Source organism: Exiguobacterium sp. s64, from assembly GCF_018618035.1.
In the GTDB taxonomy this organism is placed as follows: Bacteria; Bacillota; Bacilli; order Exiguobacteriales; family Exiguobacteriaceae; genus Exiguobacterium; species Exiguobacterium mexicanum_A.
The window spans coordinates 331375-343151 of sequence record NZ_JACSLH010000002.1 but is presented as its reverse complement, the minus strand read 5'-3'; the positions used below and the strand labels follow the sequence as shown (position 1 = coordinate 343151).

The window sequence follows — 11777 nt, the reverse complement described above, 5'->3', positions numbered from 1 at the left end:
GGGTGACAACATGGGATTACAGTTCATGGACATTTTTAAGGAGTGGGCGTCGGAATATGACGCGGCCGTGACCGGACACGACGAACAATATCGCGAAGTATTCGCGGGGTACGAGACGATGCTCGGCGAGGTCGTCGACCAATTAGAAGGCCGAGTGATGGAGTTCGGGATTGGGACGGGGAACTTAAGCGCAAGAATTCTAGAGAGGCACGGCCTCATCCCTGTCGAACCGTCGCCAGAGATGCGGGCCGTCGCGGCTGAGAAGTTACAGCTCGATATCATTGACGGTGATTTTCTCAACTATCCGACGGACAAGTCCGTCGATACGATCGTGTCGTCGTATGCGTTCCATCATTTGACGGATGACGAGAAACGGACGGCGATTCGAAGTTACGTCGAACACCTCGACGCCCCGCGCTTCGTCTTGCTCGATACGATGTTCGCCTCGCCAACAGCGAAACGGGACATCTTGGACTGGGCCGAAGCGAACGGCTATACCGATTTACTCGAGGATTTGAATCGAGAGTTTTATCCGTATACCCAGACGATTCAAGCGATGCTCGAAGCAAACGGCTATACGGTTACGCTCACGCAAAAAAATAAATTCGTCTGGCTCGTCGTGGCCACGAAACAATCAGGAGGAACTCAATCATGAAAAGTTATAAAGTCGAGAGCTTCAATTTAGACCATACAAAAGTACAAGCGCCTTACGTCCGTTTAGCCGGAGTGAAGAAAGGGACGGCCGATACGATTTATAAATATGACATTCGCTTCATTCAACCGAACGAAGGGCTCATGCCAATGCGGGCCGTCCACTCGCTCGAGCATTTGATCGCCGAGAACAGCCGTAGCCATTCGAATCAAATCATCGACGTCTCGCCGATGGGTTGCCAGACAGGCTTCTATTGGACGATGTTGAACGATGGGGATTACGAAGCGATGCTCGACCTCGTCGAAGCGACACTCCGCGACGCAGCAAATGCGACGGAGTTGCCGGCACAAAACCCAATTCAATGCGGGAGCGCGAACCATCACGATTTCGAAGGCGCGAAGAAGCTCGCGGCCGATATGCTTGCCAAGCGTGACGAGTGGCACATCATCTTCAAGGACGAAGCGTAAATGATTGTCCAAAGCGTCTATGAATTGATTGGTGAGACGCCTCTGCTTGAGTTACGGACGTTGCCGGTACCTGCGGGCGTCAAAGTATACGGCAAGCTCGAGATGATGAATCCGGGCGGTAGCGTCAAGGACCGGCTCGGTCTGCAATTGATTGAACGGGCGCTTGAACGTGGACAACTTGAACGCGGGGGAACGGTCGTCGAACCGACGGCCGGGAACACCGGAATCGGGCTCGCGCTCGCCTGTCAACGACACGGCATCAAGTTGATGACCGTCACCCCGGAGAAGTTCAGTCAAGAGAAGCAGGCGCTCATGACGCTTCTCGGGGCGACCGTCGTCAACACGCCGACCGAACTTGGGATGAAAGGCGCCATCGCGCGGGCGAAAGAGCTCGCCATCGAACATGACGCCTATGTGCCGGAACAGTTCTCGAACCCGGATAACCCGGACGCGTACGTCGACACGCTCGCGCTCGAGCTTCAGGCCGACCTTCCGAACATCGATGTGTTCATCGCCGGAGCCGGCTCAGGGGGGACGTTTACCGGTGTCGCGAGCAAGTTGCGGCCGAACGGGACGAAGGCGATCGTCGTCGAGCCGGAAGGGTCGATTTTGAACGGGGGAGCTCCTGGCCCCCATAAGACAGAAGGAATTGGGGTCGAGGCGTGGCCGGCGTTCTTGCCGCACGACCTCGTCGACGGGATTTACACGATTACGGACGAAGAGGCGTTTTATTATGTCGCTCATCTCGCTAAACAAGAAGGCTTGCTCGTCGGAAGTTCATCCGGAGCGGCCATCGCGGCATGTGTTCAAGAAGCGGCGAAGATGACGGAAGGTGTCATCGTCACGATTTTACCGGACAGCGTCGAACGGTATTTAAGTCAAGGAATAGTCAAGGAGGCAGAATATGCGTACAAAAACAGCACTCATTCATGGCGGTAAAACGACGGATCCGTTAACGGGAGCCGTCACGCCACCGATTTATCAGACGAGCACGTACAAGCAAGACGGAATCGGTAATCTCCGGGAAGGGTATGAATATTCGCGGACGGCCAACCCGACGCGGACGGCACTCGAAACACTGATTGCCGATATCGAGGGCGGTGCTCGCGGATTTGCGTTCGGCTCTGGAATGGCAGCCATCTCAACGATCTTGATGTTAATGAAATCAGGGGACCACGTCATCGTCGGTTCTGATGTATATGGAGGAACGTACCGTGTATTCAATCGAGTATTTCAATCACTTGGCTTGGAGGCATCTTTTGTCGATACGGCCGATGCGCAAGCGGTCCGTGAAGCGCTCCAACCGAACACAAAAATGATTTACGTTGAGACACCGACGAACCCGCTGTTGAACGTGACCGACATGCGCCTGATTCGCGCCATCGCTGACGAGGCGGACGTCCTGTTCGTCGTCGACAACACGTTCATGACCCCGTACTTCCAAAATCCGATTGAATTCGGGGCCGATTATGTGCTTCATAGCGCCACGAAATATTTGGGTGGCCATAGCGACGTCGTCGCCGGTCTCGTCGTCGCGCGCACGGAAGAGCTTGGGGAGCGTTTGGCGTTCCTTCAAAACTCTGTCGGCGCGGTCCTTGGACCACAAGACAGTTTCCTTGTCGTCCGTGGGATCAAGACGCTCGCGGTCCGTATGGAAGAGATCGAGTCAAATGCGCTCGCGCTCGTCGACTACTTGACGAAGCACGAAGCCGTCAGCCGTGTCCTGCATCCGAGTGTCGGCAGCGAAGAAGCGAAGCGGGTCCACTTGTCGCAGGCGCGCGGTTTCGGCGGAATGATCGCCTTTGATGTCGGTTCAGCAGAGGCGGCCGAACTCGTCGTCGCGAAGACGAAGTTCTTCACGCTCGCCGAAAGTCTCGGTGCGGTGGAGAGCTTGATTAGTGTCCCAGCTCGAATGACCCATGCGTCAATCCCGGCAGAACGTCGTCTTGAGCTCGGAATTACAGACGGACTCGTCCGCATCTCCGTCGGTCTCGAAGATGTACAAGATTTGATTGAAGATTTGGAGCAAGCGCTCGCGACCGTGGCAACGATTCCGAACTAACATTCATAGTGATGCGAGGTGCGCTTGCGAGCGCACCTCTTTTGTCGTGGGCATGGCGAAAGAATTCGCTTGAATGTCCTAATCGCATCGACTACACTGACGATAATTGATTACGAGAGCGGGTGAACGGAGTGAACAAAGGCGTCATGCCGACGGTCGGAGCCTACGTCATGTGGGGCGTCCTACCGATTTATTGGAAGTTTTTACAGGAGATACCGAGCGGACAAATCTTGGCCCATCGAATCGTCTGGTCGTTTCTCTTCATCTTACTCGTCTTGAAATGGACGAAGCAGTGGACCGAGTTCAACTACGCGCTCCGGCACCGGGCGACGCGGAACGCCTTCATGTTGAACGGCTTCATCGTCAGCGCCAACTGGTTCGTGTACATATGGGCGGTCAATCACGGCTATATCATAGAGGCGTCACTTGGCTATTACATCAATCCGCTCGTCAGCATGGTGTTAGGTGTGCTTGTTTTTCGGGAATCATTAAACCGAGTCCAATGGCTCGCGGTGACGGTGGCGGCGATTGGTGTGCTCGTTTTGACGTTCGGGTATGGGTCGTTCCCGTGGATCGCCTTCATTCTGGCCAGTACGTTCGGATTTTACGGCATGGTGAAGAAACGCCGACCGCTTGCCTCGACGGTCAGTCTCGGGATTGAGACGCTCGCGGTCGTGCCGGTCGCTATCATTTTCTTAGGTTGGCAGACGTCACAGGGCGGATTGACGATGACGACCGAACCGGTCATTTGGGTCGCCTTGATCGGGACAGGCGTGATGACGGCGTTGCCGCTTCTTTTGTTCGGGTACGGGGCGCAACACATCCCGTTCACGCTTGTCGGGTTTCTTCAATTCATCGCACCGACGCTCAGTCTCGCAATCGGGGTCATCCTCTATAATGAGCCGTTCACGGGTTATCACATTTTTGCGTTCACGTGCATCTGGATTGCGATTTTCTTCTTTAGTTGGAACAGCTGGATTCAGACACGAAAACGTCGTCAACTCGTCTGAATTGAAAGCTGTTACATTTCAAGAAAACATGATAATATGTTAGATGTCAGACCTATATGTCAGACCGATACATCAGAGGAGGAATTTTACGATGGAATTAGCACGTTATATCGACCACACAGCCTTGAAGGCAGAAACAACGAAAGATCAAGTCACGAAACTTTGTGCCGAGGCGCTCGAATACAAATTCGCAAGCGTCTGTGTCAACCCGACATGGGTGAAGTACGCGGCGGAACAACTCAAATCAGATGACGACGTCAAAGTATGTACGGTCATCGGTTTCCCACTCGGAGCCAACACGCCAGAAGTGAAAGCGTTCGAAACAAAAGACGCGATTGCCAACGGTGCAGATGAAATTGACATGGTCATCAACATCGGCGCCATGAAAGACGGCGACTTCGATCTCGTCGAACGCGACATCCGCGCTGTCGTCGAAGCGGCAAACGGGACGCTCGTCAAAGTCATCTTTGAGACGTGCCTCCTTACAAAAGAAGAAATCAAAAAAGCGGCTGAACTTTCAGTCAAAGCAGGTGCAGACTTCGTGAAAACGTCGACTGGCTTCTCAACAGGCGGCGCGACGGTAGAAGATATCCGCCTCATGCGTGAGACGGTCGGACCAGATCTCGGCGTCAAAGCTTCAGGCGGCGTACGTGATTTCGAAGGCGCACAAGCGATGATCGATGCCGGCGCGACGCGCATCGGCGCATCAGCTGGAATCGCCATCGTCACAGGCCGACGTTCAGATAGCGACTATTAATAACTAGTGGTTGACCGCACGACTTACTTTCACTATAATATGTTATGACGTGTGAAACACGTTTCCTTAGTCGTGTAATTCGGAGGGAGGGAAAACTAGTGGAAACTCGTGTCCGTAAAAACGAATCGCTTGAAGACGCTCTTCGTCGTTTCAAACGCGGTGTTTCGAAAGATGGCACTCTTGCCGAAGTTCGCAAACGTCGTCACTACGAAAAGCCAAGCGTAAAACGCAAATTGAAATCAGAAGCTGCGCGTAAGCGTAAGAAATTCTAATTTCAGTTTCATTTGTAGAGAGGGTGTTAGCTCATGAGTCTTCAAGAACGCTTGACGGACGACATGAAGCAAGCCATGCGCGCAAAACAGAAAGATCGTCTCACGACGATCCGAATGGTCAAAGCGTCGCTCCAAAATGAGGCCATCAAATTTGGTCGACAAGATCTTACTGAGGAAGAGGAACTCACGGTGCTCAACCGAGAGATGAAACAGCGCAGAGACTCCCTCCGAGAATTCGAAAGCGCTGGTCGTGAAGACCTTGCATCTAAAGTAGCTGACGAGATTGTCGTACTAGAGGCCTATATGCCTGAACAACTTTCTGAAGATGAAGTCACGGCGATCGTGAAAGCAGCTATTGCTCAAACGAATGCCACAGGCCCGTCAGATATGGGTAAGGTGATGGGCGTCGTCATGCCTCAAGTTAAAGGCAAGGCAGACGGTGGTCTTGTGAACCGCATTGTCAAACAACAATTGACGAATTAATGAAAGAGACAGGAGCTTTTGGGTCAAACCAAAAGTTTCTGTCTTTTTTTGCGTATTCTGAAACCACAAGCAAACTTGTTTCGTATACACTAGAGATAAGAGGTAGCTTGTGAACTCGGAAGGGGGTTGCAATACGATGACATTTGGTCTCGGAGTGATTCTGACGGTGTTTTTTGTCGGGATCGTCCTTCTAGGAATTGAAGTGTTCGTTGCCGGTTTTGGATTGTTCGGCGTGCTAGGGATCGGGGCGGTCGTCGCCAGTTTGATTATGGCGGGCGCCACGATCGGGCAACTATGGTTGTCGCTCGGTTTAGCCACGGCCATCGTCGCTGGACTCGGATTTTGGGCATATCGTCGCCTGCAGTCCAATCGTTCGCTCATGTATAAAGGGTTGATTTTGACCGATTCGACGTCATCAGACAAAGGGTATCTGTCTCACGATGACCGCAAACGGTTACTCGGGAAAGTCGGGGTCACATTGACGCCGCTGCGCCCGGCGGGTACCGCTGAGATTGACGGAGAACGGATTGATGTCGTGACAGAAGGTAGCTATCTCGATTCGCAAACGAAAATTCAGGTGTATAAAGTCGATTCAGGGCGCGTTGTCGTCCGTAGCTTTATAGAGCCGAAGGAGGATGTAACAGAATGACACCAGAACTATTGACCACGTTACTCATCTCAGGTGGAGGATTGATTGCGCTCGCCGTATTCTTCACGTTCGTCCCGGTCGGGCTGTGGATCAGCTCGTTCGCCGCTGGCGTCCACGTCTCGATTTTCACATTGATCGGGATGCGACTCCGTCGCGTCGTCCCATCGAAAATCGTCAACCCGCTCATCAAAGCGGTCAAAGCCGGTATTGGCTTAAATACGAACCAGCTCGAGAGTCACTTCTTGGCTGGGGGTAACGTTGACCGTGTCGTCAACGCCTTGATTGCGGCCCACCGTGCCGATATCGAATTGTCGTTTGAACGTGCCGCAGCAATCGACCTTGCCGGCCGAAACGTGTTAGAGGCTGTTCAAATGTCCGTCAACCCGAAAGTCATCGAAACGCCGTTCATCGCCGGTGTGGCCATGGACGGGATTGAAGTGAAAGCGAAAGCCCGGATCACGGTTCGTGCCAACATCGACCGTCTTGTCGGGGGTGCCGGAGAAGAAACGATTATCGCCCGTGTCGGTGAAGGGGTCGTCTCGACGATCGGTTCGCAACATAACCATAAACACGTTTTGGAAAATCCGGATATGATTTCACGTACCGTATTGACGAAAGGTCTTGATTCAGGGACCGCGTTTGAAATCTTGTCCATCGATATCGCCGACATTGATATCGGTAAAAACATCGGAGCGGTTCTTCAGACCGACCAAGCCGAGGCTGATAAGAAAATCGCGCAAGCGAAAGCGGAAGAACGCCGCGCGATGGCGATCGCCCGCGAGCAAGAGATGAAGTCATCAGTCGAAGAGATGCGCGCGAAAGTTGTCGCGGCCGAGGCTGAAGTCCCACTCGCGATGGCAGATGCGCTTCGCCACGGCAAGCTCGGTGTCATGGACTACGTCAACTACTTGAACGTCCAAGCCGATACAGAAATGCGTAAAGCGATCGGTCACCCAGTCGAATCTGACAACGAGTGATCGGGATGGATGGACTTTTGGTACTACTCCTCGCCGCATTCGGGATCGCTTCGGCGGTCATGAAGCGGATGGAGAAATCATCTTCTACTGGAGAACGGCCGCCGAGTACGGATTTGAAACGCTATCTCGATACGGTCGGTGACATGATGAAAGAAGTCGAGGCGACATTTGACGAGCCACGCGATGGCAAGGAAAAACCGACGCCGCAAAAACTGCGTCGTCGTGTCGCTGCCCCAGCTGAATCAAGAGAGTCTCAGCCGCCGCGCCGGCGGGAAGAATTACCGCAAGTGAGTGCGCAGTTCGAACAGACGGTCAAGATTCCGCCGATTTCGGAGGCAACCGAGTCGCGGCCGCAACCCCAACCGCGCATGTCGATGAAGCAAGTTCGGCAAGCTGTCGTTTGGAGTGAAATTTTGCAGCCGCCGGTGTCGAAACGCCGTCGCTAAGTCTGAAGCAGTGACATTGAGTCACTGCTTCTTTTTGTGGCCAAAACGGACGGTCTTTCTTTCACGAACGGCTTGATAGTGCTAAAGTAAAGAAGGAACAATCTACTGATGGGGAGGAGAAACAACCATTGATTATGACTGATAAGATACCGTTCGTCATGGAACATGCGAACGAAGCACAGGCACTCCTCGGGCCGAAAGACGAGGTCTTTCACGCTATCGAGGCAGAACTCGCGGTCGCACTCACTCCTCGTGGAGAAGAATTGATCATTCAGGCCGATACTGCTGACACACTTGAATTGACGAAAACCGTCATCAAGACGCTACAACAGCTTGTCAAAAAAGGGGCTCGCTTGAACGAGAGTGATGCCATCAGCGTGATTCAACATATTAAGGTCGGCAAAGGCGATGAACTGCTCGAGCATTATGAGCGGGTCGTCTTCACGACGAACAAAGGCAAACCGATCCGGGCGAAAACAGTCGGACAAAGCCGCTACGTTCGTGCCATTGAAAAACGCGATCTTGTCTTCGGAATCGGGCCGGCCGGGACCGGAAAGACCTATCTGGCCGTCGTTTTGGCAGCACGGGCATTGAAAGAAGGACAAGTCAAACGTATTATTTTGACGCGTCCAGCCGTCGAAGCAGGGGAAAACTTGGGTTTCTTGCCAGGCGACTTGAAAGAGAAAGTCGATCCATACTTACGTCCGCTCTATGACGCCTTGTTTGACGTCTATGGCGTCGAGCAGACGAATCGGTTGCTCGAACGTGGCACAATCGAAGTCGCCCCGCTCGCCTATATGCGAGGACGCACGCTTGAAGATGCGTTCGTCATTTTAGATGAGGCGCAGAACACGACGAAAGAGCAGATGAAAATGTTCTTGACGCGACTCGGTTTCGGGTCGAAAATGGTCGTCACCGGCGACTTGACGCAAGTGGATTTACCTAAAGGGAAGGCGTCAGGTCTTCAAGAGGCGTTACACCTGCTCGAGCGAGTCGAAGGGATTCATTTCGAACACTTCACGTCGTCCGATGTCGTTCGACATCCGCTCGTCAAGAAAATTATTAACGCTTATAGTACCGAACTCACATAACAAAAAGGGGGGGCACTGATGCAGCAAGCACGTCATTGGACGGTCGCGACAATCTCCGTCCTCTTTTTTCTCATTCTAGGCGCGATTCTCTATTTTACGGTGCGCCCATCTATTATTAGCGTCGAACCGCTCGGGATTGCCGAACAGGATATCCGCTCGCCCATCACGGTCGAGGACCGAACGGCGACGGAACGGTTGCAACAAGAAGCCGTCAATGGCGTCGGTAGTCAATTTTCGCTCCGACGCGAGTTTGCCGATCAACAAATCGCCAAAGTCGAGCAATTGTTCGCGGCGTTCGAGGAGACGGAAGAAGAGACCGAACTCTCGGATATTAAGAACCGGTTAAACTCGACCGAAGTGAATGGCTTTCTCGGTGACGACGAGTTGAATCTATTGCTCGAGGCGACTGAGAACACGCGTCGAACGGTCGAAGACGTCACCGTGACGGCGCTCCAAGAAGTAATGGGCAACCGCATCGAGACGAGCTCACAGTCGATTTCAGAAGCGAGAGACCGGGCCGAGACGCTCGTCGACCAATCCCCGCTCTCACTCGAGTTCCGGGCCATCGCCAACAGCCTGAGCGATCAATTGATCGTCCCGAACTACGTGTTCGACTCTGAGGCGACGCGCGAGAAAGAACAGCAGGCGCTCGACGCGGTCGAGCCGGTCATCATCCAAGAAGGACAATTGCTCGTCAATCAAGGCGAGGTCGTGACACGTGAGATTTATCGGAAGCTCGAATTGACCGGTGCGATCGACCCGAACCGTTCGTTCGCACCGCTGTTCGGGGCTTACTTACTGAGCGGACTGTTGACGACCGGATTTCTGTTCATGTTGATCCGGTCGAAGATTCAACAGTTGTTGCTTCGTCCTAAAATTTTGATTACCGTTTACGGGTTGTTACTGCTTCAACTCGGCATCTTTTTCGGGGTCGGCTATATCGGCATCGAGTTTACGACGTACGCATACGTGCTCGCACCGACGGCGTTCGTTGTCCTTTTGCTCCGTATCCTTGTCGATGAGCGGGTCGCGCTCGCCTCGGCACTCATTACGATGATCGCCGGATCGATCGTGGCGAGTTTCGGGCAAAACACGAGCTTCATGGCGGTCGTCTATTTTGCGACCGGTAGTTTCCTGGCTGTCTTCCTCGTCGAACCAAAGATTCAGCGGAAACGCTTATTCTTGTCAGGTGTCTTGCTCGGCATCATCAACATCATTATGGTGCTCGCGCTCTTGTTCCTGCGTAACACGGTAATGACATGGGAGATGGTCGCGTATCTGTCAGGCTTCGCGATCACGAGTGCCCTGTTATCAATCGTGCTCACGTTCGGCTTCCTGCCGTTCCTCGAGCCGTGGTTCGGCGTCTTGTCATCGGGTCGCTTAATCGAATTGATGAGCCCGACGCACCCGCTGTTGCGGAAATTGTTGATGGAGGCACCGGGTACGTATCATCACAGCATGATGGTCGCCAACCTGGCTGAATCGGCTTGCGAGGCGATCGGCGCCGACGGACTGCTCGCACGGGTCGCTAGTTATTACCATGATCTTGGGAAGACCGAGCGGCCGCTCCACTTCATCGAGAACCAACAGAGCGGCGTCAACCCGCACGACCGGCTCACGCCGGAAGAATCGGCCGACATCATCATGGCCCATCCGTATGACGGTGCTGATCTGTTGCGCCGCTACAAGCTACCGAAAGAAATCATCGATATCGCCGAGCAACATCACGGCACGTCATTGTTGAAGTTCTTTTATGTGAAAGCGAAAGAGACACGAGATGTCACTGAGTCGCGCTTCCGTTACCCGGGACCGAAACCGCAGACACGCGAGGCGGCGGTCGTCATGATCGTCGATTCGATTGAGGCGGCGGTAAGGTCACAGAAGCAGCCGACACCAGAACGGATCCGGCAGCTCGTCAGCGCGATCATCCGTGACAAGTTGCAAGACGGACAGTTCGAAGACTGCGAGTTGACGACGAAAGAAGTATGGCGGGTCGGGGAGAGCGCGTGTGAGACGTTGACCGGCTTGTTCCATGAACGGATCGAGTACCCAGAACTGAAGAAAGAAGGCGAATTACATGCAAATCATTTCGAACGATGAGCACGGGTTGTTGACCGATGCTCAAGTCGAGCTCGTCGAATCTATTTTGATGCACGCAGCGCTCGAAGAGGACATTGAAGAACCGAGCGAACTGTCGGTCACCTTTTTGACGAACGACGAGATTCAAGCAATCAATCGGGAATGGCGCGGGAAAGATGCGCCGACCGACGTGATCAGTTTTGCTTTTGACGAGATGGGCGAAGAAGAGATGGATTTCATGCTCGATGAAGACGAGCCTCGTCTCCTTGGCGATTTACTCATCTCGGTCGAGCGTTGCCGCGAACAGGCGGCCGACTATGGCCACTCGTTCGAACGAGAACTCGGATTTTTGGCCATTCATGGCTTCTTACATCTCCTCGGCTATGATCACATGACGCCTGAGGAAGAAGCGGAGATGACGGCGCGCCAAGAACAAGTGCTCGCTCACTTCGAGCTGAAACGAGGCGAAGTGTGAAACCGTTCTGGTTCGCCGTGCACGGCATCGTGCACGCAGTGCGGACCGAACGCAACATGCTGATTCATCTCGCATCGAGCCTGCTCGTCGTCGTATTTGCCTGGTGGCTCCCAACGACGAAACTCGAGAACTTGATTCTGTTCGGTTGGGTCGTACTCGTCATCGCGCTCGAGCTGATGAACACGGCAGTTGAGCGCACGGTCGACCTCGTCACGAAAGACATCAAACCGTTAGCGAAGCAAGCGAAAGACGTCGCAGCCGGATCAGTGCTCGTTGCCGCCATCGGGGCCGCCATCACGGCACTTTTCATTTTTGGCCCTTATGTAATCGACAAATTCGTTATATGATTGAACGTAT

At 53.4% G+C, this 11777-nt stretch carries 15 protein-coding genes; all 15 read left to right on the top strand.

What is annotated here, in order from left to right; all coding sequences use genetic code 11:
* Positions 1–10 precede the first annotated feature (10 nt).
* A complete protein-coding gene (locus KNP64_RS05365) occupies positions 11–655 on the top strand; it encodes a class I SAM-dependent methyltransferase (RefSeq protein ID WP_214791864.1) in 645 nt (214 codons plus the stop codon).
* Positions 652–1119: an S-ribosylhomocysteine lyase gene (locus KNP64_RS05360; protein WP_021065678.1), complete on the top strand. Its 468-nt coding sequence runs from the start codon at positions 652–654 to the stop codon at positions 1117–1119. The genes KNP64_RS05365 and KNP64_RS05360 overlap by 4 nt, the downstream gene beginning before the upstream one ends.
* Entirely contained in the window at positions 1120–2058 is a 939-nt protein-coding gene (locus KNP64_RS05355) for a PLP-dependent cysteine synthase family protein (protein WP_034778128.1), read from the top strand.
* On the top strand, positions 2024–3181 hold the full coding sequence (locus KNP64_RS05350) for a bifunctional cystathionine gamma-lyase/homocysteine desulfhydrase (RefSeq protein WP_214753081.1): 1158 nt from the start codon (positions 2024–2026) through the stop codon (positions 3179–3181). The genes KNP64_RS05355 and KNP64_RS05350 overlap by 35 nt, the downstream gene beginning before the upstream one ends.
* A 131-nt stretch (positions 3182–3312) precedes the next feature.
* A complete protein-coding gene (gene rarD / locus KNP64_RS05345; RefSeq protein ID WP_233004393.1) occupies positions 3313–4191 on the top strand; it encodes an EamA family transporter RarD in 879 nt (292 codons plus the stop codon).
* Between the two features lie 91 nt (positions 4192–4282).
* The gene (gene deoC / locus KNP64_RS05340) at positions 4283–4948 is read left to right on the top strand and encodes a deoxyribose-phosphate aldolase (RefSeq protein ID WP_214791866.1); all 666 of its coding nucleotides are present in this window, start codon (positions 4283–4285) and stop codon (positions 4946–4948) included.
* Between the two features lie 77 nt (positions 4949–5025).
* Positions 5026–5220, top strand: a complete 195-nt coding sequence (rpsU, locus tag KNP64_RS05335; RefSeq protein ID WP_029334745.1) for a 30S ribosomal protein S21 — start codon at positions 5026–5028, stop codon at positions 5218–5220.
* Between the two features lie 33 nt (positions 5221–5253).
* A complete protein-coding gene (locus KNP64_RS05330; protein ID WP_021065683.1) occupies positions 5254–5703 on the top strand; it encodes a GatB/YqeY domain-containing protein in 450 nt (149 codons plus the stop codon).
* 136 nt (positions 5704–5839) lie between these two features.
* A complete protein-coding gene (locus KNP64_RS05325; RefSeq protein ID WP_034778122.1) occupies positions 5840–6352 on the top strand; it encodes an NfeD family protein in 513 nt (170 codons plus the stop codon).
* Positions 6349–7329 carry a flotillin-like protein FloA gene (gene floA / locus KNP64_RS05320; protein ID WP_214711409.1) on the top strand — a complete coding sequence of 327 codons (981 nt, stop codon included), beginning with the start codon at positions 6349–6351 and terminating at the stop codon, positions 7327–7329. Before KNP64_RS05325 ends, floA begins: the two co-directional genes overlap by 4 nt.
* Positions 7330–7334: 5 nt before the next feature.
* On the top strand, positions 7335–7775 hold the full coding sequence (locus KNP64_RS05315) for a hypothetical protein (protein ID WP_214791868.1): 441 nt from the start codon (positions 7335–7337) through the stop codon (positions 7773–7775).
* A 134-nt stretch (positions 7776–7909) separates the two neighbouring features.
* A complete protein-coding gene (locus tag KNP64_RS05310) occupies positions 7910–8866 on the top strand; it encodes a PhoH family protein (RefSeq protein WP_034779973.1) in 957 nt (318 codons plus the stop codon).
* A gap of 18 nt (positions 8867–8884) precedes the next feature.
* On the top strand, positions 8885–10966 hold the full coding sequence (locus tag KNP64_RS05305) for an HD family phosphohydrolase (RefSeq protein WP_214791869.1): 2082 nt from the start codon (positions 8885–8887) through the stop codon (positions 10964–10966).
* Positions 10944–11420 (top strand): rRNA maturation RNase YbeY, encoded by a 477-nt coding sequence (ybeY, locus tag KNP64_RS05300; RefSeq protein ID WP_034778115.1) that lies wholly within the window; start codon positions 10944–10946, stop codon positions 11418–11420. Before KNP64_RS05305 ends, ybeY begins: the two co-directional genes overlap by 23 nt.
* On the top strand, positions 11417–11767 hold the full coding sequence (locus KNP64_RS05295; protein ID WP_034778113.1) for a diacylglycerol kinase family protein: 351 nt from the start codon (positions 11417–11419) through the stop codon (positions 11765–11767). Before ybeY ends, KNP64_RS05295 begins: the two co-directional genes overlap by 4 nt.
* Positions 11768–11777: the final 10 nt, after the last annotated feature.

What these genes read in the sequence shown, in the direction of transcription:
- KNP64_RS05365 (WP_214791864.1), top strand. Translation starts at nt 11, where the DNA reads ATGGGATTACAGTTCATGGACATTTTTAAGGAGTGGGCGTCGGAATAT.
- KNP64_RS05360 (WP_021065678.1), top strand. Translation starts at nt 652, where the DNA reads ATGAAAAGTTATAAAGTCGAGAGCTTCAATTTAGACCATACAAAAGTA.
- KNP64_RS05355 (WP_034778128.1), top strand. Translation starts at nt 1,120, where the DNA reads ATGATTGTCCAAAGCGTCTATGAATTGATTGGTGAGACGCCTCTGCTT.
- KNP64_RS05350 (WP_214753081.1), top strand. Translation starts at nt 2,024, where the DNA reads ATGCGTACAAAAACAGCACTCATTCATGGCGGTAAAACGACGGATCCG.
- deoC (WP_214791866.1), top strand. Translation starts at nt 4,283, where the DNA reads ATGGAATTAGCACGTTATATCGACCACACAGCCTTGAAGGCAGAAACA.
- KNP64_RS05330 (WP_021065683.1), top strand. Translation starts at nt 5,254, where the DNA reads ATGAGTCTTCAAGAACGCTTGACGGACGACATGAAGCAAGCCATGCGC.
- KNP64_RS05325 (WP_034778122.1), top strand. Translation starts at nt 5,840, where the DNA reads ATGACATTTGGTCTCGGAGTGATTCTGACGGTGTTTTTTGTCGGGATC.
- floA (WP_214711409.1), top strand. Translation starts at nt 6,349, where the DNA reads ATGACACCAGAACTATTGACCACGTTACTCATCTCAGGTGGAGGATTG.
- KNP64_RS05315 (WP_214791868.1), top strand. Translation starts at nt 7,335, where the DNA reads ATGGATGGACTTTTGGTACTACTCCTCGCCGCATTCGGGATCGCTTCG.
- KNP64_RS05310 (WP_034779973.1), top strand. Translation starts at nt 7,910, where the DNA reads ATGACTGATAAGATACCGTTCGTCATGGAACATGCGAACGAAGCACAG.
- KNP64_RS05305 (WP_214791869.1), top strand. Translation starts at nt 8,885, where the DNA reads ATGCAGCAAGCACGTCATTGGACGGTCGCGACAATCTCCGTCCTCTTT.
- ybeY (WP_034778115.1), top strand. Translation starts at nt 10,944, where the DNA reads ATGCAAATCATTTCGAACGATGAGCACGGGTTGTTGACCGATGCTCAA.